Source organism: Halobiforma lacisalsi AJ5, from assembly GCF_000226975.2.
GTDB classification, from domain to species: domain Archaea; phylum Halobacteriota; class Halobacteria; order Halobacteriales; family Natrialbaceae; genus Natronobacterium; species Natronobacterium lacisalsi.
The window spans coordinates 2,146,444-2,171,704 of the sequence record NZ_CP019285.1 but is presented as its reverse complement, the minus strand read 5'-3'; the positions used below and the strand labels follow the sequence as shown (position 1 = coordinate 2,171,704).

Annotated in this window: 27 protein-coding genes; 14 read left to right on the top strand and 13 right to left on the bottom strand. The window is 67.3% G+C overall.

The window, feature by feature from the left end; all coding sequences use genetic code 11:
* Positions 1-3: 3 nt before the first annotated feature.
* Positions 4-1,380 (bottom strand): nicotinate phosphoribosyltransferase, encoded by a 1,377-nt coding sequence (locus CHINAEXTREME_RS10415; protein ID WP_007143485.1) that lies wholly within the window; start codon positions 1,378-1,380, stop codon positions 4-6.
* A gap of 151 nt (positions 1,381-1,531) precedes the next feature.
* On the opposite strand from CHINAEXTREME_RS10415, the gene dps reads away from it, so the two are divergent.
* Both dps and CHINAEXTREME_RS10405 read left to right on the top strand, forming a co-directional pair.
* On the top strand, positions 1,532-2,191 hold the full coding sequence (gene dps / locus CHINAEXTREME_RS10410) for a DNA protection during starvation protein (protein WP_007143484.1): 660 nt from the start codon (positions 1,532-1,534) through the stop codon (positions 2,189-2,191).
* 130 nt (positions 2,192-2,321) lie between these two features.
* Positions 2,322-2,777 carry an SRPBCC domain-containing protein gene (locus CHINAEXTREME_RS10405; RefSeq protein WP_007143483.1) on the top strand — a complete coding sequence of 152 codons (456 nt, stop codon included), beginning with the start codon at positions 2,322-2,324 and terminating at the stop codon, positions 2,775-2,777.
* Here CHINAEXTREME_RS10405 and CHINAEXTREME_RS10400 read toward each other — a convergent pair.
* Entirely contained in the window at positions 2,774-3,433 is a 660-nt protein-coding gene (locus CHINAEXTREME_RS10400) for an HAD family hydrolase (protein WP_007143482.1), read from the bottom strand. The genes CHINAEXTREME_RS10405 and CHINAEXTREME_RS10400 overlap by 4 nt on opposite strands.
* Before the next feature lie 247 nt (positions 3,434-3,680).
* On the opposite strand from CHINAEXTREME_RS10400, the gene CHINAEXTREME_RS10395 reads away from it, so the two are divergent.
* Positions 3,681-4,349 (top strand): DUF6735 family protein, encoded by a 669-nt coding sequence (locus CHINAEXTREME_RS10395; protein WP_007143481.1) that lies wholly within the window; start codon positions 3,681-3,683, stop codon positions 4,347-4,349.
* A 30-nt stretch (positions 4,350-4,379) separates the two neighbouring features.
* Here the strand turns inward: CHINAEXTREME_RS10395 and CHINAEXTREME_RS10390 are convergent, their stop codons facing one another.
* Positions 4,380-6,203 carry a MutS-related protein gene (locus CHINAEXTREME_RS10390; protein ID WP_029601560.1) on the bottom strand — a complete coding sequence of 608 codons (1,824 nt, stop codon included), beginning with the start codon at positions 6,201-6,203 and terminating at the stop codon, positions 4,380-4,382.
* Between the two features lie 127 nt (positions 6,204-6,330).
* Here CHINAEXTREME_RS10390 and CHINAEXTREME_RS10385 point away from each other — a divergent pair, with 127 nt between their 5' ends.
* The gene (locus CHINAEXTREME_RS10385; protein ID WP_007143479.1) at positions 6,331-7,971 is read left to right on the top strand and encodes a long-chain fatty acid--CoA ligase; all 1,641 of its coding nucleotides are present in this window, start codon (positions 6,331-6,333) and stop codon (positions 7,969-7,971) included.
* Positions 7,972-8,004: 33 nt separating this feature from the next.
* On the opposite strand, the gene CHINAEXTREME_RS10380 is transcribed toward CHINAEXTREME_RS10385, so the two are convergent.
* Positions 8,005-8,559, bottom strand: coding sequence for a molybdopterin-dependent oxidoreductase (locus tag CHINAEXTREME_RS10380; protein ID WP_007143478.1), 555 nt, complete (start codon positions 8,557-8,559; stop codon positions 8,005-8,007).
* Positions 8,560-8,670: 111 nt separating this feature from the next.
* Here CHINAEXTREME_RS10380 and CHINAEXTREME_RS10375 point away from each other — a divergent pair, with 111 nt between their 5' ends.
* A complete protein-coding gene (locus CHINAEXTREME_RS10375; RefSeq protein ID WP_007143477.1) occupies positions 8,671-9,459 on the top strand; it encodes an MOSC domain-containing protein in 789 nt (262 codons plus the stop codon).
* Positions 9,460-9,519: 60 nt separating this feature from the next.
* Here CHINAEXTREME_RS10375 and CHINAEXTREME_RS10370 read toward each other — a convergent pair whose 3' ends face one another.
* Positions 9,520-9,870, bottom strand: a complete 351-nt coding sequence (locus tag CHINAEXTREME_RS10370) for a rhodanese-like domain-containing protein (protein WP_007143476.1) — start codon at positions 9,868-9,870, stop codon at positions 9,520-9,522.
* A gap of 9 nt (positions 9,871-9,879) precedes the next feature.
* Positions 9,880-10,179, bottom strand: coding sequence for a sulfurtransferase TusA family protein (locus CHINAEXTREME_RS10365; protein ID WP_007143475.1), 300 nt, complete (start codon positions 10,177-10,179; stop codon positions 9,880-9,882).
* Positions 10,180-10,418: 239 nt separating this feature from the next.
* Between CHINAEXTREME_RS10365 and CHINAEXTREME_RS10360 the strand changes: the two genes are divergently transcribed.
* Complete coding sequence (locus CHINAEXTREME_RS10360; protein ID WP_007143474.1) at positions 10,419-11,504, top strand: PLP-dependent cysteine synthase family protein; 1,086 nt, start codon at positions 10,419-10,421, stop codon at positions 11,502-11,504.
* 6 nt (positions 11,505-11,510) lie between these two features.
* Here the strand turns inward: CHINAEXTREME_RS10360 and CHINAEXTREME_RS10355 are convergent, their stop codons facing one another.
* Positions 11,511-12,776 carry an RNA ligase gene (locus CHINAEXTREME_RS10355; protein ID WP_007143473.1) on the bottom strand — a complete coding sequence of 422 codons (1,266 nt, stop codon included), beginning with the start codon at positions 12,774-12,776 and terminating at the stop codon, positions 11,511-11,513.
* A gap of 119 nt (positions 12,777-12,895) precedes the next feature.
* Between CHINAEXTREME_RS10355 and CHINAEXTREME_RS10350 the strand changes: the two genes are divergently transcribed.
* The 3 genes from CHINAEXTREME_RS10350 (at position 12,896) to CHINAEXTREME_RS10340 (ending at position 14,878) form a co-directional block, all read left to right on the top strand.
* Positions 12,896-13,339, top strand: a complete 444-nt coding sequence (locus tag CHINAEXTREME_RS10350) for a hypothetical protein (protein WP_007143472.1) — start codon at positions 12,896-12,898, stop codon at positions 13,337-13,339.
* Positions 13,340-13,513: 174 nt separating this feature from the next.
* A complete protein-coding gene (locus CHINAEXTREME_RS10345; protein ID WP_007143471.1) occupies positions 13,514-14,152 on the top strand; it encodes an HTH domain-containing protein in 639 nt (212 codons plus the stop codon).
* A 51-nt stretch (positions 14,153-14,203) separates the two neighbouring features.
* Entirely contained in the window at positions 14,204-14,878 is a 675-nt protein-coding gene (locus tag CHINAEXTREME_RS10340) for an RNA ligase partner protein (protein ID WP_007143470.1), read from the top strand.
* A 43-nt stretch (positions 14,879-14,921) separates the two neighbouring features.
* Here CHINAEXTREME_RS10340 and CHINAEXTREME_RS10335 read toward each other — a convergent pair whose 3' ends face one another.
* The 4 genes from CHINAEXTREME_RS10335 to CHINAEXTREME_RS10320 all read right to left on the bottom strand — a co-directional run bounded on the left by CHINAEXTREME_RS10335 (position 14,922) and on the right by CHINAEXTREME_RS10320 (position 18,337).
* Entirely contained in the window at positions 14,922-15,497 is a 576-nt protein-coding gene (locus CHINAEXTREME_RS10335) for a diadenylate cyclase (protein WP_007143469.1), read from the bottom strand.
* A 162-nt stretch (positions 15,498-15,659) separates the two neighbouring features.
* Positions 15,660-15,926 carry an elongation factor 1-beta gene (locus CHINAEXTREME_RS10330; protein WP_007143468.1) on the bottom strand — a complete coding sequence of 89 codons (267 nt, stop codon included), beginning with the start codon at positions 15,924-15,926 and terminating at the stop codon, positions 15,660-15,662.
* A 6-nt stretch (positions 15,927-15,932) separates the two neighbouring features.
* Positions 15,933-16,112 (bottom strand): HVO_2753 family zinc finger protein, encoded by a 180-nt coding sequence (locus CHINAEXTREME_RS10325; RefSeq protein WP_007143467.1) that lies wholly within the window; start codon positions 16,110-16,112, stop codon positions 15,933-15,935.
* 377 nt (positions 16,113-16,489) lie between these two features.
* On the bottom strand, positions 16,490-18,337 hold the full coding sequence (locus CHINAEXTREME_RS10320; protein WP_007143466.1) for a cation:proton antiporter domain-containing protein: 1,848 nt from the start codon (positions 18,335-18,337) through the stop codon (positions 16,490-16,492).
* A gap of 101 nt (positions 18,338-18,438) precedes the next feature.
* On the opposite strand from CHINAEXTREME_RS10320, the gene nreA reads away from it, so the two are divergent.
* On the top strand, positions 18,439-19,779 hold the full coding sequence (gene nreA, locus CHINAEXTREME_RS10315; protein WP_007143465.1) for a DNA repair protein NreA: 1,341 nt from the start codon (positions 18,439-18,441) through the stop codon (positions 19,777-19,779).
* Positions 19,780-20,019: 240 nt separating this feature from the next.
* Positions 20,020-21,456, top strand: a complete 1,437-nt coding sequence (arcD, locus tag CHINAEXTREME_RS10310) for an arginine/ornithine antiporter ArcD (RefSeq protein WP_007143464.1) — start codon at positions 20,020-20,022, stop codon at positions 21,454-21,456.
* A gap of 37 nt (positions 21,457-21,493) precedes the next feature.
* Here arcD and CHINAEXTREME_RS10305 read toward each other — a convergent pair whose 3' ends face one another.
* Positions 21,494-22,636, bottom strand: coding sequence for an AI-2E family transporter (locus CHINAEXTREME_RS10305; protein WP_007143463.1), 1,143 nt, complete (start codon positions 22,634-22,636; stop codon positions 21,494-21,496).
* A gap of 31 nt (positions 22,637-22,667) precedes the next feature.
* On the opposite strand from CHINAEXTREME_RS10305, the gene CHINAEXTREME_RS21450 reads away from it, so the two are divergent.
* Positions 22,668-22,832 (top strand): hypothetical protein, encoded by a 165-nt coding sequence (locus CHINAEXTREME_RS21450; RefSeq protein ID WP_156875540.1) that lies wholly within the window; start codon positions 22,668-22,670, stop codon positions 22,830-22,832.
* On the opposite strand, the gene CHINAEXTREME_RS10300 is transcribed toward CHINAEXTREME_RS21450, so the two are convergent.
* Complete coding sequence (locus tag CHINAEXTREME_RS10300) at positions 22,822-23,286, bottom strand: DUF302 domain-containing protein (protein WP_007143462.1); 465 nt, start codon at positions 23,284-23,286, stop codon at positions 22,822-22,824. The two genes, CHINAEXTREME_RS21450 and CHINAEXTREME_RS10300, sit on opposite strands and share 11 nt — an antisense overlap.
* A 168-nt stretch (positions 23,287-23,454) precedes the next feature.
* On the opposite strand from CHINAEXTREME_RS10300, the gene CHINAEXTREME_RS10295 reads away from it, so the two are divergent.
* On the top strand, positions 23,455-23,784 hold the full coding sequence (locus CHINAEXTREME_RS10295) for a hypothetical protein (RefSeq protein WP_010546607.1): 330 nt from the start codon (positions 23,455-23,457) through the stop codon (positions 23,782-23,784).
* Between the two features lie 71 nt (positions 23,785-23,855).
* On the top strand, positions 23,856-25,019 hold the full coding sequence (locus CHINAEXTREME_RS10290) for a DUF7345 domain-containing protein (RefSeq protein WP_007143460.1): 1,164 nt from the start codon (positions 23,856-23,858) through the stop codon (positions 25,017-25,019).
* The last annotated feature ends 242 nt before the right edge of the window (positions 25,020-25,261 follow it).

The window sequence follows — 25,261 nt, the reverse complement described above, 5'->3', positions numbered from 1 at the left end:
GTATCAGACGTCCATCCGCTCCTCGAGCGTCCGGCGCAGGCCCTCCGTTTCGGCCTCGAGCGCGTCGCTGATTCGTACCTCGTAGGGCTCGGGGTCCTCGATCCGCCGGTGTTCGACCGGGAGCCGCCGCCGGAGGTCGGCCGCGCGCTCGCGGATCGTCTCGAGGTCGGGGAGGTCGACGACCCGCTCGCCGTCCTCGACGACGGTCTCGAGCAGTTCCTCGCCGGGGAGGTCGTCGCTCTCCTCGCGCAGGCCGACGACGTCGCCGGCGTACTCGCCGCCCTCGGTCGTCCGGCGGACGCTCTTGGCGCCGGGGTAGGTGACCTTCCCCTTGGAGAGCTTCATCGTCGGTTGCATCTCGCCGTCCCGTTCGACCGCCACGAGTTTGTAGACGCCTTCGACCTTGGGCGAGTCGGTGCTCGTCACCAGCGCCGTTCCGGGCCCGAAGCCGGCTGCGATCCCGTCCCTGTCGAAGAACTCCCGGATCGCGTACTCGTCGATCCCCGACGAGATGAACTCGTCGACCTCGGGGAACACCTCGTCGACGGCCTTCGAGAGCGCGGGCAGATCCCCCGAATCGAGTCGAACGCCGCGCAGGTCGACGTCGTTCTCCTCGGCGACCGCCTTTGCCGTCTCGGCCCCGGCGACCGTGTCGTAGGTGTCGATCAGCAGGACGCTGTCCTCGCCGTACTCGTCGACGAACGTCTCGAAGGAATCGCGCTCGTGCTCGAAGCTCTGGACCCAGGAGTGGGCCATCGTCCCGAAGACGGGGACGTCGAAGGCCTCCCCCGCGGCGACGTTCGACGTCCCGTCGAAGCCGCCGACGTAGGCCGCCCGCGCGGCCTTGATCCCCGCGTCGGTACCGTGGGAGCGCCGCGAGCCGAAATCGACGAGCCGCTGGCCGTCACCCTCCCGATCGATCACGTCCCGCATCCGGGCGGCCTTCGTCGCGATCAGCGTCTGGAACCCGATCTGGTTGATGACCGCCGTCTCGAACAGTTGTGCCTGCGAGATGGGGGCCGTCACTTCGAGCAGCGGCTCGTTTTCGAAGACCGGCGTCCCCTCCGGCAGCGCGCGGATCTCGCCGGTAAACTCGAACGACTCGAGGTAGTCCAGAAACGCCGGGTCGAACTCGAGTTCGGTCAGGTACTCGATCGCTCGGTCGCCGAACTCGAGGCCCTCGACGTAGTGTAGGGCCTGCTCGAGGCCCGCCGCGATCATGTATCCGCGATTTGCCGGCAACTCGCGGGTGAAGAGGCTGAACGTCGCCGTCGGGTCGTGTCCCTGATTGCGGTACGCCTGCAGCATCCGCAACTCGTACAGGTCGGTGAACAGGGGGAGGGTCTCCGGGGTCAGGTAGCCGAAGCTAGGCTGGGACATGTCAACGAACACTACGACGTTCTCCGGCAAAGGTGTTGCATCAAATATCGCATGCATTCAAGAGCGAACGGCACCGATCGCTCGCGCCGACGGTCTGGAAATCGTGTAAACGCCAAGCACTATACGTGGAGTTATGGCAGTCCACTGGTGCATGTCCGACGAGAAACCACACGCGTCAGGAGACATCGAGACAGGTGACACGAGCGAGCGAGTCGGGATGGCCGTCCTCCGCGAACGCGGTCTCGACCCCGAAGACCTCCGGGAGAAACTCATCGACGCCGTCGGCGCCGAGTTTACGACGTACTACTACTACACCAACCTCCGGATGCACCTCGCCGGCCACGAGGACTACAAGGAGATCACCGAGGACGCCCGCCTCGAGGACCGGGCCCACTTCGAACTGGTCGCGCCGCGAGTGTACGAACTCGGCGGCGCGTTGCCGAACGACATCCGGGCGTTCGCGGACCGCGCGTCCTGCCCGGACGCCGAGGTACCGACGCCGATGGGCGACGAGGGCGGGTTCGACACCGGGCAGTTGTCGGCGGAAGCGATCCTCGAGGTACTGCTCGAGGCCGAGCGGTGTGCCATCCGGACGTGGTCGGAGATCTGTGACATGACTCACGGCGTCGACCCGCGGACCTACGACATGGCCCAGCGCATCCTTCAGGAGGAGGTCGAACACGAGGCCTGGTTCGTCGAACTGCTCTCGATGGAGCGCGACGGCGAGATCAACCCGGCCGGCCACTTCGTTCGGGGCGAACCCGGCGACGCGCCGTACTCGACGAACCGTCGGTTCAACGACAGCGCCTGATCCCTCGGGTAGCGTCACGAAGGCACTACACGTCGACCCCTCTCGCGGGCCGCCGTTCTCACCACTCGCCCGAAACGACCCGTACGACCCACCGACACAGGCATAACCGACCACCTCGTTAGTCGTTACCATGGAAAAGATCGAAACCTTCGAGGAGATCGACGCCCCGCCCGACGTCGTCTGGGACGTGTTGCTCGAGTTCGACAGCTACCCCGAATGGAACCCGTTCATCCGGGCGATCGAGGGCGACCCCTCGAGGGGAGAACGGTTACGGGTCCGCATCGAACCGCCGGAGTCCCGCGGGATGACGTTCCGACCGACGGTCATCGCCGTCGAGCCGGAACGTCGCCTGGCCTGGCGGGGTCGGCTGATCGTCCCCTTCGTCTTCGACGGCGACCACGAGTTCCACCTCGAGCCGATCGACGACGACCGTACCCGGCTGCTTCACCGGGAGACGTTCCGGGGCGTACTCGTGCCGGTGTTGCTCGACCACGACCGGGTCGAACGCGGCTTCGAGGCGATGAACGAGGCGGTCAAGGAACGGGCCGAGCGACGGGCGGCAACCGAGACGCCGGTCTCGAGCTAGAGGATCCGCTCGAGGGCGGTCAGCGACTCGATCTCGTAGTCGGGGTCGATCGGTAGCTCGTAGCCCCGGCGGTGGTCCCGGCGCAGGAACGCCGCGTCGATCCCCGCGGCCTCCGCCGCCTGGACGTCGACGCGGCTGTCGCCGACGTACAGCGGGTTCGACGCCGCGAGGTCGTCGATCGCCGACTCGAGATAGTAGGGGGTCGGCTTCTTTCGCTCGACGCCCCGGATCGTGGGCTCGCGACCGTACCACGTCTCGAACCCGTACTCCGTCAGTTCGCACTCCTCGAGAACGTTCTCGATCGTGCGGTGCTGGTTGTTGCTGACGATCGCGGTCGGTGCCTCGAGGTTCCGCAGGGCGGCGACGTCGTCGTACGGTCGCTTTCGGCCGGCGCGCATCTCCTCGAGTTGAACGGCGATCGCGGCTTCCTCGCGTGCTGTCCACAGGTCCGTCGGCTCGAGGCCGTGCTCCCCCGCGACGCGGCGCAGCGAGTCGACGGTCGGGCCGAGCAGCGTCTCGACGTGGTCCGTCGGCGGGTCGCTCACGCCACAGTCCGCGAACGCGTCGCGGATGGCCTCGACGAGGACGTCACGATCCGTCGGGGTCGTCAACACGCCGTCGTTGTCGAAGAGGACGGCGTCGTACTCCGTTGCCATTCGAGTTCGGAGAACGGTAGGAGTCGCGGGGTTTTCGTCGTTGCGTTCCGTCGGGCTCGAGTCCGTCGTCCCGTCTCCGTGGGTTCAAGTACGGACACGGGGCCAAGCCCGGCGATGGCTTGCCACTGCTGTCACTACTACCACCACCCTATCCCCGACCCACATCACCGTTACCGCCGTCGCGGCACGAGCGACATCGGCGTCCGAACTCCCGTCCTCGACCGGGACGACGCCAGCGGGGGGACGGATGGGACATAGAGCGCTCGTCGGCTACCGTCGGCCTGACCGGCTCTACGACCTGCGGTACAGCCACTGGGGCGGGGACGACCTCTCGCTCGCGGAAGCGATCGACGACGGGTCGCCCCTCGCCGACGGCGCCGTCGACGCCGACCTGCTCGCGGACTCGGTCGCACGCGAGCGGATCCTCACCGACTACCTCGACCCGTGCATTTACGAGGCACTGTACCTCGTCGATCCGGGACGGGACTACGCCGTCGACGCCTACCGGGTCTGCTGGCTCGAGTGGGGCGACGGCCGCGACGGCGGCCGCGGAGCCATCGTGGCCGCGGATCCCTCGGCGGACGAGCCCCCGACCCGGATCCGGACCTGGTTCCGCGCGACCAAGACGACACTCGGCGACGCGGTCGAAATGGGCGCGCTCTCGAGGCGGGCCGCACAGGCGTACCTCGAGGCCCGCGTCTGCGAGGACGAGGACGGGACGGTGTACACGTACACGGGTCGCGGGACGGAAGACGGGACCCGCGACGGGTCGGCCGGCAACGGGGACGCGTACGAACCGACGCCCGACCGATGGCTCGAGCGCGATCACGGCCAAGAAGTCGACATCGATGGGGAGTTCGACGACCCCGACTCGGACGGAGACTGGGACGACCGTGACCGCGACGGCATCGGCTGAGTGCCGCGGTGTCGCGGTAGTCGACGGTCCTCAGTCGGTGCCCGCGTTGCCCTCGCCGGACCAGCGCGCGTCGGCGAGCGTCCGCTGGACCACGTCGTTGCCCACGGCCTCGCCCAGCGTCTCGAACCCCGCGCGTTCGCGCCGGTCCGAGGCGTTCGCGACGAGTCGGGAGACGATAAACTCCGGCGTCGACCGGCCAACGGTGTCGAACCGGGGCTGGTAGTCGACGCGCAACTCGAGGTCGGGATCGAGCCCTTCCGCGAAGATGCCGTCGACGCGAGCCTCGGGCGGCAGGGGCTCGAGGTCGTCCGCGAGGTGGGTGACGAACACGCCCATCGCGTCCCGGTCGACGGTCAGGGTGACCAGCCCGTGCAGCAGGTCCGCCGCGCTGCCCGGTTCGGTGATCGCCTCGAACTCGTCGACCAGCATCAGCGTCCGCCCGTCGGAGGTCAGCGGCGGCACGATCGAGCGCAGCGTCGACTCGAGGACGCCGGCGTTGAAACTCGCGTGCCGGCGGTGGAAGACCAGCGAGTCGACGGGCGTGACCTCGGCCCGCTCGGCGGGGACGGGTAGCCCCATCGACGCCAGCAGGACGACCTGGCACAGCGTCTCGAGCAGCGTCGTTTTCCCGCCGCTGTTGGCGCCGGTGAGGACGGCGACCTGCTCCCGATCGGGAGCCTCGAGGTCGGAATCGGCGTCGTCCGGAACCGACGTCACCCCGTGATCGCCCAGCGCGTAGGTCACCGGCTGGACGGACTCGTCGTCGCGGGCCGCGAGCGTGAGGTTCCGCGCGTCGACGACCGAGACGGCGGCCTCCCCGCCATCGGGCGCTACGAACTCCGGGCGCGTGCAGTCGTACTCGAGGGCAAAGCGCGCGAGCGACAGCTGGAGGGCGATGTCGTCGACGGCCTCGACGGCCCGGTCGACGGCCGTTCGGGCGTCCGCGAGGGTTTCCTGAAACGCCTCGGCGACGGTCTCCTCCCGCTCGTCGATCGCTTCGGTCAGGTCGGACCTGAGCGCCCGGAGGGTGCCGCCGACGAAGTCGGTCGCGTCGGTGGCGTTCTCCGGCATCGCGGCGCGCACCCGGTCGATCGTCACGTCGGTCTCCGAGAGCAGGCGATCCTCGAAGGCCTGCCGGAACGCCGTCACGTCGCGAACGCCGTCGTCGCGCAGGTCCTCGATCACCTCGAGCGCGTTGGCGTCCATGTCCTCGACCGCGCCGAGCGTCCCCCGCAGGCGGTCGAGTTCCTCGTCTGCGCCCTCGCGGACGCGAACCCGGGAGCCGCTTTCGTACCCGTCGAGGGCCGCGAGCGCCTCCGCGGCCGCCTCGAGGCGCTCGCGCTCGAGGTCGGCGATCGCGGCGAACGGGCCGGAGTCGACCCCGGCCTCGAGCAGTGCGAGCGCGGCGTTGACGGCCGCGCGTTCGCTGCCCTCGCGCTCGTCGTAGCGCTCGTAGGCCGCGAGCACGGCTTCGCGATCGTCCGCGGACAGCCCGGCCCAGGCGTCCCGGGCCGCGAGCACGTCGTCGAGCCGTTCCTCCATCGCCTCGCGGGTCGACAGGGGCGTCAGCACACGGATGCGGTCGGCCGCTCGCTGCGTGACCGCGTGGTCGCTCGCCAGCTCGAGCAGGTCCTTGTACGCCGAGCGAGCGTCGCTCGTCGCCAGCGTGTCGATGCCGTCGCCGCCGGTCGCGCGACGGAGGATGCGCGTCGCGCGGCCGCGGGCCAGCCCCGCGTCCGCGAGCGCCCGGACGTTTCCGTTCTCGATGGCCCGGATCGCCGCCTCGCGCCCGAGTTCGTCGACCAGCGTCTCCCGTGTCTTCGGACCGACCCCCCAGTACTCCTCGAGTCGCATATCCAAGGGGTTCGAGCCGACGTTCTTCAAGACTTCGTCGTGCAGTTCTACCCACCGTCCCGAGAAGAGAGAGCGCATCTGTGAATTCGTCGGTAGAATTATGCGGGAACGTGTGACGATATAACGTATGGCAGGATACGATCAGACGCTCCGACCGTTCCTCTGGCGCGCGGAACGGCTCCACCCGGACCGGGAAGTCGTCTCTCGAACACACGAGGGAATCGTCCGCAACACCTACGAGGAGTACGCCGATCGGACGCGACAACTGGCGAACGCGCTCGAGGACGCCGGAATCGGTGATGGCGACCGCGTCGGGACGTTCTGCTGGAATCACCACCGGCACGCCGAGGTCTACTTCGCAGCGCCGAACGTTGGGGGCCAACTCCACACGATCAACCCGCTGCTGCCGGCCGAACACATCCAGTACATCGTCGAGAACGCTGCGGACCGACTGCTGTTCGTCGACCAGTCGCTGCTCGAGGCGCTCGAGGGGGCTCACGACGCGGCGGCCTTCGAATCCGTCGAGCAGTACGTCGTCATGGGCTCGGAGGTACCGGAGACCGACCTCGAGTCGGTTACCGACTACGAGTCGTTCATCGACGCTCACGGGACGGAGTACGACTGGCCGGAACTCGACGAGGACCAGCCCGCGGGGATGTGTTACACCTCGGGGACGACGGGGAAGCCGAAAGGGGTCGAGTACACCCAGCAGATGCTGTGGTCGCACACGATGGCGAGCCTGACTCCCCAGGCGCTCGAGATCGACGAGGACGACGTCGTCATGCCGGTCGTCCCGATGTTCCACGTCAACGCCTGGGGGATGCCGTTCGCGACGACCGCCGCCGGCGCGAAACACGTCTATCCCGGCCCCTCGCCCGAGCCCGAGGACCTGGTTCGACTCATCCAGGAGGAGGGGGTTACCCTCACGGCCGGCGTCCCGACCGTCTGGCTCGGCGTCCTCGAGTACGTCCAGGAACACGACGTGGACCTCGACTCGCTCGAGCGGGTCGTTATCGGCGGAAGCGCCGCTCCCGAGAGCCTGATCCGCCAGTACGACGACCTCGGCGTCGAGGTCGTCCACGCCTGGGGGATGACCGAACTGTCGCCGCTGGGGACCGTCGCCCACCTCAAGAGCGACCTCGAGGACCGCTCGCCCGAACAGCAGTACGCGAAGCAGGCCAAGCAAGGGCTGATCGTTCCGGGCCTCGAGTTCAAAGTCGTCGACGACGACGGCGAGGAGGTCCCGTGGAACGGCGAGGACTTCGGCGAACTGTGGGTCCGTGGCCCCTGGGTCACGGACTCGTACTTCGAGCGGCCCCAGGCCAACGAAGTCGACTTCGAGGGGTCGTGGCTCAAGACCGGCGACATCGTCACCGTCGACGAGGACGGCTACATCCAGATCGTCGACCGGACGAAGGACGTGATCAAGAGCGGCGGCGAGTGGATCTCCTCCGTCGAACTCGAGAACAAGATTATGGCCCACGAGGCGGTCAGCGAGGCCACCGTCGTCGGCGCGCCCCACGAGAAGTGGCAGGAACGGCCGGTCGCGTTCGTCGTCCCGACCGACGACGCCGGGATGGACGAAGACGAGTTCCTGGCCGAACTCGAGGCGTTCATCGCGGAGGACTATCCCGACTGGTGGACGCCCGACGCCGTCGTCCACATCGACGAGGTGCCCAAGACCGCGACGGGTAAGTTCGACAAGAAGACGCTCCGCGAGGAGTACGCCGACGAGGACCTGCTGGTCACGGAGGAGTCGGACGACTGACCGAGCGGAGACTGCAAGAGACCCGCCTCCGTCTCACTCGAGTCGCGACAGCGCCCGCTCTTTCGCGGTGTCGTCCCCGCCGAAGGGATCGTCGCCGATCTCGATCGCCGACACCCACTTGATGCTCTCCCAGCAGTCGTCGTCATCGTCCAGCGGGACGAGACGGGCCGGGCCGCCGTGCTCGAGCGGGAGCGGTTCGCCGTCGAGTTCGAGGGCGAGCAGCGCCGTCGACAGGCGCTCGAGCGGGAACGAACACGCGTAGTCCCCGTCGAGCGCGCGAACGAGCGCGTGCGGTTCGTCGGCGACGGGGCCGGCCCGCTCGAGCACCCGTTCGACCCGGACCCCGCGCCACGCGAGGTCGTCGGCCCGCCACCCCTCCACGCAGTCGAAGTCCTCCGTCGCCGTCTCGAACGGGAACGACTCGAGGTCCCGCCGGGAGAGAGACAGTGGGTCCGTGACAGCACCCGAGACCTCGAGGTTCCACCCGTCGGAATCGACGGTGTAGGGATCGAACGCGCCCGGATCGTCCTCGAGTCCGAGCGCCTCGAGGACCGCGTCGGGCACCGCGTGGGGTTCGAGGTCGCTCATCGCCGTCCGTACGACGCGACCGGCTGAAACCGTTCGGCCGAACGTGTGCGGCGATCGTGCGGTTTCGCTGGAACGAACACCTATATCCCGCCCGCCGGCCACGGCACTCCCATGGCACGGCTCGAGCGCATCCGAACCTACCCCGTGAAGTCCCTCGACGGCGTCGACCGCGAGGAAGCAACGATCCGCGAGAACGGCACGCTCGCCGGCGACCGGGCGTTCGCCATCTTCGACGCCGACGGCGAGGTCGTCGAGGGTCCACGGACCGATCGCGTACACGATATAACGACCGAGTACGATCCCGAAACGGGAGCGTTGACCGTCGACGTGACGGGGAGCGACGCGGACGGCCCGCGCCAGTTCGACCTCGAGAGCGAAGTGGGCCGCGAGCGCGCGGCCGCGTGGTTCTCGGACGTCTTCGACCTCGGCGAGCTCGCGCTCGAACGCGACGACGAGCGCGGTTACGTCGCCCGGAACGGTATGGGAACGTCCGTGATCAGCACCGCGACCCTGGAGACGGTCGCCGACTGGTTCGACGACCTCACCGTCGACGGCGTTCGCCGGCGGATGCGGGCGAACCTCGAGGTTTCGGGCGTCGAACCGTTCTGGGAGGATCGGTTCGTCGGCGCGGACGCGCCGGCTTTCACCGTCGGCGACGTGCGACTCGAGGGAGTCACGCCCTGTGCGCGCTGTGTCGTCCCGGAGCGGGATCCGGACACGGGCGAGGCTCTCCCCGAGTTCCGCGAACGATTCGTCGAGAAGCGCCGGGAGACGTTCCCCGAGTGGGCCGACGAGGCGGCCTTCGACCACTACTACACGCTGATGCTCATCGCCGACGTCGTCGACGCGGATCGGGGGAAGACGGTCGCCGTCGGCGATCCCGTGGAACCGCTCGACTGACGGACTCGGCGCTCGAGGCGTCGGAAACGGAGAGAGAATCGAACGGGCGAGTCGCTCGCGTCAGGCTTGCGCTTCCGATTCGTCGGTCTCGGATTCCGTGCCCGTCTCGAGTTCGTACTCCCACTCCCGGTAGCCGCCCTCCATGCTCGCGACGGCGTCGCTGTCGGCGTCCTCGTAGCTGCCGATCAGCCGGGCCGCCTGGATCGAACTCTGGCCGATCGGGCAGGCGACGACCACGTCGTCGCCCCAGTCGTACTCGTCGATCCGGGCGGGTAGTTCGCTCATCGGGATGTTGATCGCGCCGGGGATGTGGCCCTGTTCGTACTCCGATTCCGGCCGGATGTCGACGACCTGTACGTCGTCGTCCTCGAGCTTTTCTTTGACTTCGTCGGGGGTGACTTCGTCGACCATGGATGTGGATTACTTCTTGGAGAGGAAAATACGGTACAGTCCCGACCCGCTCTTCCAGACCTTCGCGTCGGCGAGGTCCTCGACTGCCTTCGGGACGTTTTCGGTACTCGGTACGTGGTCGGTCTCCTGGACGAGCAGGTCGCCCGACCCGAGCCCCTGGATCGCCTTCTTGGCCTCGAGTTGCGGGTACGGACAGACCTCGCCCGTCATGTCCTGGCGTTCGTCGGCCTCCTCGTAGAGCTGTTCGGCCGTCTCGTCGTCGAGTTCGTCCGGGAGGTCGACGACGTCGTCCCAGGTCGGCTTGCTCATATGGTTTCGCTTCGAGTTGGTGTCGGAGTCCGTTAACTCCTTTCGGTCGGGTCAGTTCTCTCTCGTATCTGCGACGCCAGGCAAGCCCCCGTCGGCCGACCGGTAAACCGGACTCGAGACCCGCGAACGGCCGTCGAGCGGCCGCTCCACTCGAGCACCCGGGACGAGGTCGGAACCGAGATGTCCGCGGAGACGGCCGGTTCCGTCGGACCCATATTCGGCCCGTGGAAAGGACCGCTATGACCGACCAGCGGACGCCGGACGAGTCGGCCGGCGGGACCGAATCCGGGACCACCGGAACCGGGACCGGGACCGGAATCGGAACCGGGATCGACGAGTCCACGATCTTCGAGACCCCGCTACTCGAGCTCGAGGTCGACGTCCCCGGCACCGTCTACGGCAAGGCGGAGTGGTTCAACCTGCCGGAGGCCCCACACGGCGGCGGCTCCATCAAGTCACGCATCGCGAAGGGGATGCTCGACGGGGCCGAACAGCGGGGCGAACTCGAGCCCGACGCGACGATCATCGAACCCACATCGGGCAACACGGGCAGCGAGATCGCTCGACTCGCCACGGCGCGAGGGTACGACGTCGAGATCGTGATGCCGGACAACGCAAGCGGCGGCAAGATCGAGGCGGTCCGGGACGCCGGCGCCGAGATCCACTTCGTCGACGCCGACCTCGGCTACGACGCCGTCATCGAGCGCTGCGAGGAACTGATCGCCGCAAACCCCGAAGACTACTACCGCCCGAACCAGTACGAGAACCCCGACAACCCCGGCACCCACGAGCGGACGACGGCCCGGGAGATTCTGGAGCAGACCGACGGAGCGGTCACCCACTTCGTCGCGGGGGCCGGAACCGGCGGCACCGTCACGGGGACGGGCCGGGGGCTCCACGACCGCGGCGACGACGTCACCGTCGTCGGCTTCGAGCCAAAGGAGGCGCTGCACGCCATCGACGGCCTGAAATTCCTCCGGACGGGCGACCACTACCACCCCGAGACGTACGACGAGTCCGTCCTCGACCGCAAGGAGTACGTCTCGACGGGCGACGCCTACGACCGCGCCCGGGACCTCCGGGATCGCTACCAGGACGCGGCGGTCGACGTCCACGATCCGGGCCAGCACGACCCAGAAACCGTCGAGGACTACCTCCGGGTCGACGGCCAGTTCGTCGTCGGCACCTCGAGCGGGGCCGGGATCCAGGCCGTCCACCAGTTAGCCGAGGACGGGGCGCTCGACGAGGACTCGGTGACGGTCGTGATGCTCTGCGACCGCGGCGACAAGTACGCCGACATTCCGCTGTGGGAGGAGTACCTCTGACCGCCGTCACTCCCGGACGACCTGTCCCTCGAGGTAGTTTTTCGTCTTGTCGTTGGTCGACTGCGTTCGCTTGCAGAACGTGACGACGCGGTCGCCGTCCTCCCGCTCGTCCGACTCGATCTCGATCCGCAACCCCTGTCCCCGGAGGTGCTCGAGCAGGGCGTCGACGGCCTCGGGGCTGGCCCGGACGGTGTGGCGCTCGCCGACGCTCTCCCCCTCGGCGACGGTCTCTATGGTGTCCCGCATCGACAGCAGGATCGCCTCTCCGAGGTCGTGGGTGCGCTCGCGGGCCTCCTCGTCGGATTCGTCCCACTCGACGGACTGGAACGCCTCGCGGATGAGCCGCCGGAACATGAACGCCTGGCCGTAGTCGAACGGCAACGAGAACGCGTAGGCGAGGTCCCCGACGTTGGCGGCCGACGTCGTGTACTTGAGTTGCTCCCGGCCGTCGAGGGACTTCATCACGACGCCCTCGCGGCCCCGTTCGTCCAGGCGCTCGATGATCCGTCGCACTTCGTCGGCGGCGGTCGGCTTCCCTTTCGGCGAGTCGCCGCCGTCCTCGCGTCCCGAACCGTCCGTGGTCGGCGATCGGCCGCTCTCCGCGACGTCGTAGATGCCGAACAGCCGCGTCTGGGGGACGTCGAACCGCTCGTATCGCTCCCGTCGTTCCCGCACGGGGAGGGGGTCGCCGGACTCGCGGTCCCGCCAGTCGAACGCGCGGAACGCGAGCGAGTCGACGTCCGCGTACTCGTGGGCCGTGTAGGGGTTCTCCGGCCCGATCATCTCCCCACACACCATCGCATCGGGGAAGGCGTCGAACAGCGGCTCGAGCTCGACCAGTCGCTCCAGTACCCGGGTCGTGAACGGGCAGATCAGGCCGCTTCGGGTGAACGCGAGCAGGTCGCCGTCGTCGCCGTCGTCGCTGCCGATCCGCGCCACACGGACGTTGTAGCCGTTGAGCTTCTCCTCGACCGCGACGGCGTCGTGATCGGGGAACCCCTCGGGGACGCCGGTCTCGAGGACGAGCGTCCGGGGAACCTTCGGAAACCCGCGGACGACCGTTCCGCCGATCAGGACCGTCCCGCGTTCGATTCCCCGGCGGTAGTCCGAGACGTGCCAGTAGGGCCGCCCCTCGTACTCCCGTCGCTCGAGGTACTCCGCGAGCTGGCGGAACGCGGATTCCCCGATCCCGAGTCGCCTGTGGTACCCTTCTGCCAGCAGGGCGTCGGGATCGGGCGGCGCTCCGTCGGCCGGCCGGTTGCCGTCGGCCATACGGGCTCGTACGATATCGGGGGCAAAGAAACCGCACGGGCGGGACGGAAGGCAACGGCGATGGGACGGCAGGTCGGGAAACGGAATTCTCATCGGCCTCGAGCGACAACGGACGTCCAATGCGACTCGAACTCCGCGTCTGCCAGCACTGTCTCGACGGCGATCACCCGGGCCACGAGGACAAGACCGCTTTGCTCCAGGACATGGTCGCCTGCGCCGAGCGGATCGAGGAGTACAAGGAGGTGCTCGACCTCGATGCGGTCCACATCCGCAAGGTCCGCGACGACGAACCCGGCAAGCCGGCGGCGCTGCCGGTCGTCTCGGCGACCATCCAGAACGATCAGGTCGTGTTGAACGACACCCAACTCGTCGCCGAAGGGCAGGACGGGACGATGCTGCTGTACGCGAACCCGGACGACATCCTGACGGTGCTCGCCGGGAACGTCGACGAGATCAGCAAGGCCGTCCCCGAGGACGTCACCGTCGACCTCTCGGAGCCGGGCGCACAGATCGTCTCGGAGGCGGACCTCGGGGCCGACCCGGACCGACAGCCCGACCAGTAACCAGTAACGTCGTTCCGTCCCGTCTTTTCCCCCGGCGTCGGGTCGCCGGCTTTGTCGGCTCGTTCTCTCGAGCCGACCTGAGCGCAGCCGCGAGAGTCGGACGCACTGATAAACTGATACTTTTAACCACGGCGGCAGTGCCCGCACTACTACCGACGCCGTCTCACTCGAGCAATGATTGACTCCGATACACCGCCGCGAGAACCGCTCCGCGTGGATCTCTACCTCCGCGGGCGGGCACCGGCCGAAGCCGTGGACCGACTCCTCGCTGTGGTCGAGAGGGCACGCAGGCTGGAGGAGATCGATCGCGTCTCGGACGTAACGGTGACGACGTGGAGTTCGGTCCGACCCGTGCTCGAAACGATCGCCGACGGCCCCGCGTCGGTGACTGCGACCGTTGCGGCCTTCCGGTCGTGGGCCGACAGCGAGGGGTACAGCCTCGAGCCGGCGTTCAGGCGTCGCGAGGTATCGTCGATGCTCGAGGCGGGGACAGGGACGGAAAGTCACCCGTTCCCAGGCTCAAACTCTGCCTCCGATCCCGACACCGACGCCTTTCGAGAGCTTTGCGTTCCGACCGTCTGTGCCGCTATTTACGCCGGCGAGACGCTCGAGTGCGTCGTCCCCTGTTCGGACGATGAACGCACGTACTCCGTCGAGGAGTGTTTGCAAGCGCTCGAGACGGGGGTCCTCGAACACCTCCCTGGACCGATGACGCACCGGGAGTGGGCACGAGGGGCGACCCCCGACGCCTCGCGGGACGACTCCGACGTCGGTTCCCGCGAAGACACCGAGACGTCCACGTCCGACGGGTAAGTCCCCGGCGGACGGCCCACTTATTTCTCCGTCCGCCCCCAATCTCGCACCATGTCCACGGAGACGTTCAAACAGCGGTTCGTCCTCGACACCTCGCTGTTCGTCACCGAGGAGATCCGCCGTGAGGACGAGTCGCTCGAGGAGGCCGTCCTGCGACTCCTCGACCTGATCGCCCACGCGCGGCTCAACCTCGGCATCTCCTGTTACGTCCCGCCGACGATCCACGACGAACTCACGACGATGCTCGAGGCCCGCGGGGTCGCCGAGGAGGTCTACGCGAAGCTCAACACCTGGGTCGTCCGCAAACACCCCGACCGGTACGGGCTCGAGATCCCGGCCAACGTCGTCTACAGCTTCGTCGACGAGATGAGCGACCGGGTCGACCGCGGGCTCCGGGTCTCCGAGGAGGCCGTCCGCCGGGCCGAGCGGGCGTCGGACGAACCGCTCGAGGACCACGAGCACAAGACGGAGGTCGACGCGGTGATCTCCGACCTGCGCGACAAGTACCGCGGCGCGATGCGGACCGGGGTGCTCGACTCGCGGGAGGACTTCGACCTCCTGATCCTCGCCCGCGAACTCGACGCGGGGGTCGTCACCGAAGATCGGGGGATCATCGACTGGACCGAGGACTTCGGCCTGCGGTACATCCGCGGGCGGGAGTTCCCGGACCTGCTCGAGCAGTACCTCGCGACGGTCGATCCCGAGGAGAAGCGAACGATCGATTGATCCCCCGGCCGTCACTATTGCGCCGAACCGCCTTCGATCCCTGTCAGGAATCCGCCCGCCAGACGCCGCCGATCTCCTCGCGCTCGAAATCGACGTAGTCGCCGTCCTGGAAGATCGAGACGCGGCCGCTCTCCTCGCTGAGCGTTACGGTGGCGACCACCTCCTCCCGCGCGGAGGTGTCCATCGCGCTCATGTGGCGTGCTCCCATCCACTCGGCGTAGGAGTGATCCGCACTCACGGGCAGTGCCTCGAGTTCGTCCGCCGAGAGGTCCTTGAGCCGAACCATCTGCTCGTGGATCGTCCCGTCGACCGTGACGACGACCGCGCCGTCGCGCTCGAGCGCGACCGACCGGGCGACGTCGTAGAAAGACTCCAGCCGTCCGCTGACCGATGGACACTCGTCGGTCGGCCACCGGTTCTCGCCCATCGGGTCGGCGTACTCCTCGATCGACGTTCCGGCGACGACCACGAAGTACAGACCCGGCCCCTGCACGTAGGGTTCGTCCCACCGATCGAACGAGAGACTGATCCCTTCGACACAGTACGTGATGACGTCGATGAGTTCCGTGACGGCTTCGTGGTCGATGTAGTCGATCGAGAGCGTCTCGTCGCTCGCCATACACCCCCGTTCGTCGCCACTCACAAAGGCCTTCAGTCACCCGGTCGACCCCGGAGGATCCAGCGAGTCGAGCGTACCGACCGCCGTCCGGCAGAGCACGCTCGAGACGCGTCGCTTCGCGGTTCGACTCCGAAAAACCGCAAGTCGCGACCGCGAGTGGGTTCAGATACGGCCGACGTTATCGACGTCGACGCTCTCGACGCCCTCGACGTCCGCGAAGTTCTCCTCGACCGTCTCCGTGCCGCCCGCACCGTCCGGGACGATCACGGTCGGGTAGAGCGCGGTGAGGCCGAACGCGACTTCCTCGCGCTCGACGCCGTTGATCTTCGCACCCTCGGGGAGCGCGCTCTCGAGGCGCTCCTGGAGCGCGTCGAGGTCCATCTCGGGGCTGTCCGGCATGACCTTGATCTTGGCTGCTACTTTTCCCATGGTGTATCAGGGTCCGGTGAATCCGCAGTCCGGGCACTCGTAGAGGTTGCTCTGCTTGCGACACTTGGCACAGCGGTAGATCTGCTGGCCACAGTCGGGGCACTTGAACGACGCGGCGTTCGTTCCCGCGATGTTGAGCCCACAGGAGACGCACGAGCGCGTCTCTCGGTCGTTCGTCGTACTCATACACCTCCCTTCCCGCCCGGCGTTTTTAACGGTTGTCTTTCGCCTGCTCGCCAGGGGCCAGGAAGCCGGGAAGCCAGGGTGCCAGGGGGTCCTCGCGCGAGTCGATGCACATGTGGGCGTTTTCTCGTTCGGAAAACACCCTGACGGCTATTTTACTCCCCCCGGGGTATAGACGAGTGCGGCCCACCGTCGAGTTCGACGGAGTGCCTGACGCCGGTGGGGCCGTGCCTCTGACAACAGTACGGACAGCCGCGGACGCCGTGCCGGCGTCCGCCAGTCCGTCCGCTCGGCCGATTCTTGCCACGAACTCGAGACGCGAGCGTCCAGTCCGACGGTCCCGTTCGGCGGCCGACCGCGAGTGTTCGACTCGCCAGCCGTCAGTCGTGCGGGTGGAACCGCCGAACCGCGTCACGGACCGCCTCCTCGCGGCCGAGGAACGTCACCTTGTCCTCCTCCTCGAGAACCGTATCGGCCCCGGGAACGTGAGTCTCGCCGTCGCGAGCGATAACCCCAACGATGACGCCGTCCGGGATCTCCGCGTCGAGTTCGGCGATCGTCGAGCCGACCAGATCGGTCGCGGTGACCGTGATCTCCTGGGCGTCGTGGCCTTCGCCGAGTTCGTTCATCCAGTGGGCGAGCGCGGGTCGTTCGATCTCGTTGTCGAGCGACCAGGCAGTCGCGCTCGCGACGTCGATCGCCTGCACGTCGAGTGCCTTGAAGGAGTCGACGTTGTCCGGCTGGTTGACCCTGGCGACGACCGTCTCGACCCCGAACTTGGTCCGTGCGAGCTGGGAGACGAGCAGGTTGGTATCGTCGTCGGCCGTCGTCGCAGCCACGATGCAGGCTCGTTCGATGTCGGCTTCCTCGAGCGTATTGGCGTCCGTTCCGTCCCCTTCGACGACGGTGTACCCGTCCTGGCGCAACCGCTCGACTTCGTCCGCGGATTCGTCGATGATGACGACGTTTTCGCCCCGGTTCTCCAGTCGCGTGGCGAGAGCACGTCCGACGCGGCCCCCGCCGACGATGATCGTTGGCATTGGTATCACTCCGAAGTATTCGGCGATCTGGCGGGCGAATCCCGCCTGAATGACGACGGTGATGAAGATCACCAGGAAGACGGTCCCCGCGAGCGTCTGGGCGGCCTCGAACTGTCCCGCGGCCTCCAGTTCGATCGCGAACAGGGTCGCCACGGAGGCCGGGATGATGCCGCGGGGGCCGACGAACGAGAGGAAGAGCCGCTCCTCGCGGCTGAAGTGGGGGTCGGTCGTCGAGAGCGCAACGAGGATCGGGCGGACGAACAGCGTGACCGCGACGACGACGGCGATACCGCCGGTACCCAGCCCGATCAGCGAATCGAAGTCGATCAGCGCCGCGAGCGAGATGAACACGAACGCGAGAACGACCAGCGTCAGGTCGCGGTTGAACGCGAGAATCTCGTCTCTGTGTGGGAGGTCGACGTTGCCGAGGATGAGCCCGCTGGTCGCCACCGCGGCGACCCCCGTCTCTGGAAAGATCGACTCCGCGAGGCCGAACGCGACAAGCGCCCCCGTCAGCGTTACCAGCCGCGCCATCTGCGGGGCGTCGCCCGCCGGCGGCCTGACCCGCACCAGGAGGAACCAGACGACGGCCGCGACGACGACGCCGATCCCGATCCCGGAGATCAGCCGCTGGAGGAACTCCACGGGCACCGACTCGGGGGAGTTCCCGACGACGACGGCCTCGAAGATAACGATCGCCAGCACGGCCGCGGTCACGTCGTTGATGATCCCTTCCGCCTCGAGCGCGGTCTCGACGTGTTTTCGGACCGTGATCACCTCGAGGATGGGGGTGACGACGGTCGGCCCGGTCGCCACGAGCAACGCGCCCACGAGGAAGGCGATGTCCCACTCGGTGCCGAGAAACACCCGGACGGCGACGGCCGTCCCGACGAACGCCAGCGCCGCGCCGACCGTCGTCAACCGCCCGACCGATCGAAACGCCGTCTCGAGTTCGTCCCGGCGGAGGTGGAATGCCCCGTCGAAGATGATGATGGCGACGCTGACGCCGACGATCGTCTCGAGTCCGTCGCCGAACATCTCGATCGTCACGAAACCCAGCCCCTCCGGACCGACGATGACGCCGATGATGATGAGAAAGAGAACGCTGGGGACCCTGAGCCGCTTCGCGACTATCTGCACTCCGATTCCCAGCGCGAGAATCCCGATGACGACTAGCAGAACGTCCACAGTTATAGTTTGAGCGGAATGACCTATAAGTAACGCCTCCGTCACTCGTTTTCTGGACTGAAGCTCAAGATTCAAGCCCGCGCGATCCATACGACCGGTGAATGCGCCTCGACGAGTACATCGAGGATCTCGAGCCCGACGAGGAGGCCGAACGTCGCCGCCTCGCCAAGGAGAAGTCCTACGAGATCACGGACCACCTCGAGGAATTCGAGCGCCGGTTCGACGACGCGCTCTCCGGGGATACCCTCGTGGGCTCGACCTCGCCCTCGATCTTCGTCGGGCGGTCGAACTATCCGGATATCCCCGTCGGCCTGCTCTCGCCCGTCGGGGACGAGGACGACGCCGAGGAGTACGTCACCGACGGCGACTGGTATCGGCAGGGGTACGCGATCGACGACGTGCTCCAGCGTCGGACGGGCCTGCTGAACTCGAACAAACGCGCGAACGTCGACTCGCCGTCGATCGCGAGCCGGTTGACGCCGTCGGTACACGACGCCTGGGAGGGGTTCGTCGGCGTCCAGCGCGAGGTCGCCATCGCGGATCGGCCGGTCGACCTCGAGATCGGGCTCGACGACACGCCGGATCTCGGGATCGACCCCGGAACCGACGTCGCGACCCCACGGGGGCCGCGGGCCAACGCCCGCAACGCCGAACTGCGGGAGAACCCCTACGTCCCGAAGCCGGTCAAGAAGACCCTCGAGGACGACGACTGGCAGGCACAGGGAGCGATGACGTACCTCTATCGTCGCGGGTTCGACGTCTACGACATCAACTCCATCCTCTCGGCCGGTGCGCTGGGTGAGACCGAACAGCGCCGGCTCGTTCCGACTCGATGGTCGATCACGGCCGTCGACGACACGATCGGCCAGTTCCTTCGGGGTCGCATCCGGAACGAGCCGAGCGTCGACGAGGTCCAGGTCTGGGTCAACGAGTACATGGGCAACCGCTACTGGGTGATCCTCGCGCCCGGCAGCTGGGAGTTCGAACTCGTCGAGATGAAAGCGCCCGGCAGCATCTGGAACCCCAATCCCGAGGACGACGTCTGGCTCCAGAGCGCGAGCGAGGGCTACGACGGGCGCTCGAGCTACGTCGACGAAACCGCAGGCGCGTATTACGCCGCCCGCCTGGGCGTCCTGGAACACCTCGAGTCGATCGGCAGGCAGGCGAAGTGTCTCGTCCTGCGGGAGGTGAGCGACGACTACTGGGCACCGGTCGGAGTCTGGCAGGTCCGCGAGAGCGTCCGTAACGCCTTCGACGGCGTTCCCGGAAACGCTGGCGACCGGGAATCGCTCGCCGGCGAGTACGGCGAGGCCGAGACGTTCCACGGGGCGGTCGCACAGGTCGCGAAGCAGCTCCCGGTTTCCTACGAACGGCTGCAGCGAAAGTCCGAACTCGCGGCGGGGTTGCAGTCGAATCTCGACGCGTTTTCCCGGTCGAACTGAGCCGGTGAGCGTCGTTAGCGATGGCTGTTCGGGGAGCCGTGTCCACGTGCTGACGGACTGATGTCGCGACGGTCGCGTTCGCGACGATAATTTTCAGCGCCGCCGACTCCGTACTGGCACTCGAGTAATCCATCGGCTCCGATCGTATGGCTCGTGAGGCCATGGTTCTCGGTATCAGGTTGCATGTTCTGTAGTAATGAAACGCCAATCTTTTATTCCCTATGTGCATAACCCGGAGTGATGACACTGGACTTTACACCGACGACGATCGACGACCTCGATCCGGACCGGCGCCCCTCGTTCCGTCTCGCGCTCGTTCCGGTGCTCGCGGTCGTCCTCTTTCTCGGGATCGGGTCCGCACTCCTCGGGCTCGATCCCCACGTACCGCTGCTGTGGAGCATTATCGTAACCGGTGCGTTCGGTCGGTATCTCGGCTACACATGGAACGACCTCTCACAGGGGATCACGAACGGGCTCCTGATGGGGATGCAGGCCCTGCTGATCCTCTTTACGATCTACGCCCTGATCGCGACCTGGGTCGATGCCGGCACCATCCCGGCGATGATGTACTACGGCCTCGAGTTGCTCTCACCGCAGGTGTTCCTGCCCGCGGCGGCGATCCTGGCGGCCGTCGTCGCGTTCTCGATCGGCTCCTCGTGGACGACGGTCGGGACGCTCGGCGTCGCGTTCGTCGGGATCGGCGCGGGGCTCAACATCGACCCGGCGATGACCGTCGGTGCGGTCATCTCCGGCGCGTACGCGGGGGACAAGCAGTCGCCGCTCTCGGATACCACGAACCTCGCTGCCGGCGTAACGAACACGCCGCTGTACGAACACATCTACCGCATGCGAACCGGGACTGCCGTCGCCTTCGGCCTCTCGGTGCTCGGCTTCGCCGCGCTCGGGCTCCGGGCCAGCGGCGCCGTCCCGGCCGGGCAGGTCGCGGAGATCCAGACCGCACTCGCAGGGACGTACTCGCTGTCCCTGCTCGCGTTCCTGCCGCTCGTGGTCACGTTCGGCCTCGCGCTTCGCGGCTATCCCGCTCTGCCGACGCTGGTCGCCGGCATCCTCGCCGGCGTCGTCACGTCGATCGTCGTCCAGGGAACGGGCTTCGTCCCGGCCTGGGAGGTCTTCATGTACGGCACCGCGCCGGAGACGGGTTCGGAACTCGTGAACGATCTCCTCGGCACTGGCGGTCTCACGGGCTCGGCCTGGACGATTACCGTCGTCGTCGCGGCGCTCGCCCTCGGCGGCCTGCTCGAGAAGACGGGCGTGCTCGCCGTGCTCGCTCACCGCCTCTCCCAGGGCGTCAGTAGCTCCGGGAGCCTGATCGCCGGCACCGGCGTCTCTGCGATCGTCATCAACGCGCTCACCGCTCAGCAGTACATGAGCATCGTCCTGCCGGGCATGACGTTGCGCAATCTCTACGACGAGTTCGGTCTGAGCAGCGACGAACTCTCGCGTGCGGTCGAGGCGGCCGGTACGCCGACCGGCGCGCTCCTCCCGTGGCACGCCGGCGGCGTCTTCATGGCGTCGGCGACCGGCGTACCGACGCTCTCGTACGCCCCGTTCTATCTGTTCGGCTTCCTCTCGCCGCTCGTGCTGTTCGCCATGGCGAGCAGCGGTCGCGGGATTCCGACGACCACGCGTGCCGAGCGTGCACAGCATGCCGACTGACGTGTCCGACGTTCCCGTCGGGCAGTAGCCGCCTCACCTATTCTCCGGCGCTCGCCCCTGTCCCGGACCCAGTTCCAGCCCCGGTTCCGGCCCCGCTCTCGCCTTCCGCCGTCCCGTCGAGACGGCGACCGCCGTGTCGCGACCCCGGGCCTCCGGTCGGATCCTCGCCGTACCCGTTTACCCGGCTGAAGACGGTCACGCCCGCCTTGAACACCGCGAGCAGGACCGGGCCGAGGAACAGCCCCATGATGCCGAGCAGGTAGATTCCGCCGATAACGCCCACGAGGACGACCGCGGGATGGAGTCCCGATCCCCGGTCGACGAAGATCGCCCGCAGGTAGTTGTCGATAAGCGAGAGCGCGGTGATCCCGTACAGGAACAACACCGCGGCCTCGAGCGGGGTCCCTGTCGTCGCAAGGTAGAGAACCGCCGGCCCCCAGATGAGCCAGACGCCGACGGCGGGCAGGAACGAGGCGACGACCATTACGACCGTCCAGAACGCCACGTTCGGGAGTCCGAGCAGGTAGAACCCGAGCCCGCCGAGCAACCCTTCGACGAGCGCGACGAGGACGTGACTCCGGATCACCGCCCAGGTGACGACCTCGATCTCCGCGAAGAGTTCGTCGCGCACCTCGTCGGAAATCGGCACGACGGCCTCGATCCAGTCGATAAACGCGTCCCCGTCGACGAGCATGTAGTAGAGGACGAACACGAGGACCAGCAGACCGACGCTCATCCGGATGCTCGCGTTCAACAGCCGTACCAGTTCCATGAGGACGAGTTCGACGGCGTTACCGAGCGTATTTTCGATCTCCGCGAGGAGTTCGGCCTCGAGCGAGGCGAGGACGTCCTCCTCGATCCCGGCCTCGAACGCCACCTCGCGGAGCGCCTCGATCGCGGCCAGTTCGTCGAAGGAATCGAGATATCCGAAGACCGACTGGAGGATGACGACCGAGAAGTAGAGGGTCGGGACGACCGCGCCCGCGACGGCGAGGGCGGTGAGCACGATCGCGGCGAGTCGTTCGGGGACGCGTTCCTCGAGTCGCACCTGTGCGGGGTAGAGGACGAACGCGAGCAGCCCGGCCGCCAGCACGTACTGTAACAGCGGCGCGACGAGCAGGGCGGCGATCGTACCCAGGGCGACGAGCAACAACCCGAAGAACGCGGTGCGGACGTCCATGGCCCGATGTAATCCGTCCAATACGTAAGTATTGACATTTCCCGCCGTCGGCCGTGCCGCCGCGTTCGATCGGTTGCCGATGGCCGAGACGCTACCGGGAGGAAATCGCGGCGAGAACGGAACCTCGAGCGCCACGACCGCGAACCGACGGCGAAACGGGGACGGGGCGCGACTCGAGTCGACGGTCAGTCCGTGATCTCAGTCTCGACCGAGTCGAAGCGTTCGAACGCCTCCTCGACGTAGTCGCCCGTCTCGTCGATGATCCCGGCCCACGCCTCGTTGTCCGGGGCCGTTCCGAGCAGGCGGGCGATCTTCATGATGGAGACGTGGTAGACGCGCTGCCGACCCGGTTCTTCTTCCCAGACGATCATGTTACAGGGGAAGAGACCGCCGATCTTCGGCGTTTCTTCGAGGGCCTGGTCCGCGATTTCGGGGTTGCACGCGCCCAGCACGTAGTACGGGTCCCGATCGGCGTCGACTTTCTCGTTGAGCAGTTCCGAGGGCGAGAACTCGACCGGGATGCCGAACCCGACGTCCGTACACACCTCGCGGACGTGTTCGATCGCCTCCTCGTGCTCCATCTCGAGGACGGCCTGCTTTTCGCCGTACTCCTCCGGGTCGATCGTCGCGGGGTCGATCGGGAGACTCATGGGCTACCGTTCGTCGCCGGGACTCTTAGTCTGTCCGCTGTCGCCTGCGGCGGTCGTTCGCGGACCCGTTCGAGCCGCGAAAACGAGCGAAAACCGCCGCCAAATCGACTCAAACCGGCGATACGGACACCCCGATTGAATACCGTGACTGTCACAGTGACTGATGCAATGGTTCGACGCACACTGCTCGTCGTGGCGATGGCAGCGGTCGTATCGATCGGCGCAACCGGCGCTGTAGCCGCGGTCCCTGGACAAGGAGGGGGAGAGGGACAGGGAGGCGGTCCCCCGGCGGACCTTCCCGATCAGGTTCCGGACTTCGTAACGGACGTCCACGAGGCGATCAACTCCTTCGTGGACGACGTGGCTGAGACGTCTACGTCGCTGGGCGACACGGTCAGCGACCTCACGCCCGACGACGACCCCGATCCCAACGAATCGAACGGCGGGGACGAAGACGATAGCGGTACCGACTCCCGGGCCAGTCTCGGTGTCCGGTAACGACAGGACAGTCAGTCGATGAACACTTTCCGTTTCGCACGTTTTATGCGCCCGAAGTCTCTGGAACCAGTATGAATTTCCGGGTCGTCTCTCTGGCCGTGCTCGTGCTGACGGCGACGCTTGCGGGCGCTGCGGTCCCAGTCCCGGGCGCGGGCGCGAGCGGGGCGGACGGTGACGGGGTCGAGACGGAGCCCCTGTCGGCCCAGTTCGACGACGCCGACGCCGACGACGTTCACCTCGAGGTCGCGCTCCAGCCGGACGGGTCGGCCGAATGGACCGTCGAGTTCTGGATCCGTCTCGACGACGACGAGAGCGTCGAGGCGTTCGACACGCTCGAAGCCGACATCGAGTCGGATCCGGACAACTACACCGCGGAGTTCGCCGGTCGCATGGAGGAGACGGCGGCCGCAGCGAGCGACGCGACCGGGCGAGAGATGGCCGTCGACGAGTTCCGGGTCGACACCGAGCGCCAGACGCTCGATCCGGAGTACGGCGTCGTCAGGTACGAGTTCCGGTGGGACGGGTTCGCCGCGGTCGACGGCGACGAACTCCGTGCCGGCGACGCGATTTCGGGGCTGTACCTCGACGATCGGACCCAACTGCTGATTAGCTGGCCCGAGGAGTACGAACTCGCTTCCGTCTCACCCGAGCCCGACGACGAGCGCGACCGGACCGTCATCTGGCAGGGTACCGACACCGACTTCCTCGCCGACGAACCCCGCGTCACCGTCTCGAGCGGCGGTATCGGCGGCACCTCGACCCTCGGCGCGGTCGCGGGAGCGATCGCCGTCGCGACGCTCGGTCTCGGTGCAGCGTGGTGGGTTCGTCGAGGCCGAAACGGTTCCGACGACGCACCGGCTGGAAGCCCCGGCGCCGGCCCCGACGTGACTACGGAGGCGGATGCCGCCGACGCGACGGGAGCCGGAGCGGGAGAGGACGACGACGACGACTCCGACCGACCGGATCCGCGCGACGAACTGCTGAGCAACGAGGAACAGGTGTTGCTCCTGCTCGAGGAGTACGACGGCCGGATGAAACAACAGACCGTCGTCGAAGAACTCGACTGGACCGACGCCAAGACGAGCAAGGTCGTCAGCGGCCTCCGCGAGGAGGGGAAACTCGAGTCGTTCCGGCTGGGCCGGGAGAACGTGCTCTCGCTGCCGGACGAGGACCCACCGTCCGAGTCGGGCACTCTCGGCGACAAACCGGACGACGGCGACGATTCCGAGGAGTAGGCCCTCGTTCGGCCCGATTCGGACGTGACCGACGGTGGTGACTCCGCAGTTCCGCTTCTTCCCTCTCGACTCGTAACCCGCTAGTCGCCCGGCTGGTTCGCCGGAAGCAGCCCCGGCGTCTCCGTCGGGCTAGCGGCGAGTCGGCCCAGTTTCCGTTTTGTCCCCGAAACCGCCCGAGGGAACCGGGACGAAAATCGCGTAAACTATCGTTGATAGTCGTTGAACCGGGGCTATCGTCTCGA

Excerpts from the sequence above, each read along its gene's own strand:
- CHINAEXTREME_RS10390 (WP_029601560.1), bottom strand. The coding sequence starts at position 6,203 with ATGCGACTCGAGGAGTACTGGGGGGTCGGTCCGAAGACACGGGAGACG.
- CHINAEXTREME_RS10380 (WP_007143478.1), bottom strand. The coding sequence starts at position 8,559 with ATGAGCGACCTCGAACCCCACGCGGTGCCCGACGCGGTCCTCGAGGCG.
- arcD (WP_007143464.1), top strand. The coding sequence starts at position 20,020 with ATGACACTGGACTTTACACCGACGACGATCGACGACCTCGATCCGGAC.
- CHINAEXTREME_RS10385 (WP_007143479.1), top strand. The coding sequence starts at position 6,331 with ATGGCAGGATACGATCAGACGCTCCGACCGTTCCTCTGGCGCGCGGAA.
- CHINAEXTREME_RS10350 (WP_007143472.1), top strand. The coding sequence starts at position 12,896 with ATGCGACTCGAACTCCGCGTCTGCCAGCACTGTCTCGACGGCGATCAC.
- CHINAEXTREME_RS10300 (WP_007143462.1), bottom strand. The coding sequence starts at position 23,286 with ATGAGTCTCCCGATCGACCCCGCGACGATCGACCCGGAGGAGTACGGC.
- CHINAEXTREME_RS10370 (WP_007143476.1), bottom strand. The coding sequence starts at position 9,870 with ATGGTCGACGAAGTCACCCCCGACGAAGTCAAAGAAAAGCTCGAGGAC.
- CHINAEXTREME_RS10335 (WP_007143469.1), bottom strand. The coding sequence starts at position 15,497 with ATGGCGAGCGACGAGACGCTCTCGATCGACTACATCGACCACGAAGCC.
- CHINAEXTREME_RS10340 (WP_007143470.1), top strand. The coding sequence starts at position 14,204 with ATGTCCACGGAGACGTTCAAACAGCGGTTCGTCCTCGACACCTCGCTG.
- CHINAEXTREME_RS10365 (WP_007143475.1), bottom strand. The coding sequence starts at position 10,179 with ATGAGCAAGCCGACCTGGGACGACGTCGTCGACCTCCCGGACGAACTC.
- CHINAEXTREME_RS10290 (WP_007143460.1), top strand. The coding sequence starts at position 23,856 with ATGAATTTCCGGGTCGTCTCTCTGGCCGTGCTCGTGCTGACGGCGACG.
- dps (WP_007143484.1), top strand. The coding sequence starts at position 1,532 with ATGTCCGACGAGAAACCACACGCGTCAGGAGACATCGAGACAGGTGAC.
- CHINAEXTREME_RS10405 (WP_007143483.1), top strand. The coding sequence starts at position 2,322 with ATGGAAAAGATCGAAACCTTCGAGGAGATCGACGCCCCGCCCGACGTC.
- CHINAEXTREME_RS10325 (WP_007143467.1), bottom strand. The coding sequence starts at position 16,112 with ATGAGTACGACGAACGACCGAGAGACGCGCTCGTGCGTCTCCTGTGGG.
- CHINAEXTREME_RS10355 (WP_007143473.1), bottom strand. The coding sequence starts at position 12,776 with ATGGCCGACGGCAACCGGCCGGCCGACGGAGCGCCGCCCGATCCCGAC.
- CHINAEXTREME_RS10415 (WP_007143485.1), bottom strand. The coding sequence starts at position 1,380 with ATGTCCCAGCCTAGCTTCGGCTACCTGACCCCGGAGACCCTCCCCCTG.
- CHINAEXTREME_RS10295 (WP_010546607.1), top strand. The coding sequence starts at position 23,455 with ATGGTTCGACGCACACTGCTCGTCGTGGCGATGGCAGCGGTCGTATCG.
- CHINAEXTREME_RS10330 (WP_007143468.1), bottom strand. The coding sequence starts at position 15,926 with ATGGGAAAAGTAGCAGCCAAGATCAAGGTCATGCCGGACAGCCCCGAG.
- CHINAEXTREME_RS10395 (WP_007143481.1), top strand. The coding sequence starts at position 3,681 with ATGGGACATAGAGCGCTCGTCGGCTACCGTCGGCCTGACCGGCTCTAC.
- CHINAEXTREME_RS10305 (WP_007143463.1), bottom strand. The coding sequence starts at position 22,636 with ATGGACGTCCGCACCGCGTTCTTCGGGTTGTTGCTCGTCGCCCTGGGT.
- CHINAEXTREME_RS10345 (WP_007143471.1), top strand. The coding sequence starts at position 13,514 with ATGATTGACTCCGATACACCGCCGCGAGAACCGCTCCGCGTGGATCTC.
- CHINAEXTREME_RS10360 (WP_007143474.1), top strand. The coding sequence starts at position 10,419 with ATGACCGACCAGCGGACGCCGGACGAGTCGGCCGGCGGGACCGAATCC.
- nreA (WP_007143465.1), top strand. The coding sequence starts at position 18,439 with ATGCGCCTCGACGAGTACATCGAGGATCTCGAGCCCGACGAGGAGGCC.
- CHINAEXTREME_RS10375 (WP_007143477.1), top strand. The coding sequence starts at position 8,671 with ATGGCACGGCTCGAGCGCATCCGAACCTACCCCGTGAAGTCCCTCGAC.
- CHINAEXTREME_RS10400 (WP_007143482.1), bottom strand. The coding sequence starts at position 3,433 with ATGGCAACGGAGTACGACGCCGTCCTCTTCGACAACGACGGCGTGTTG.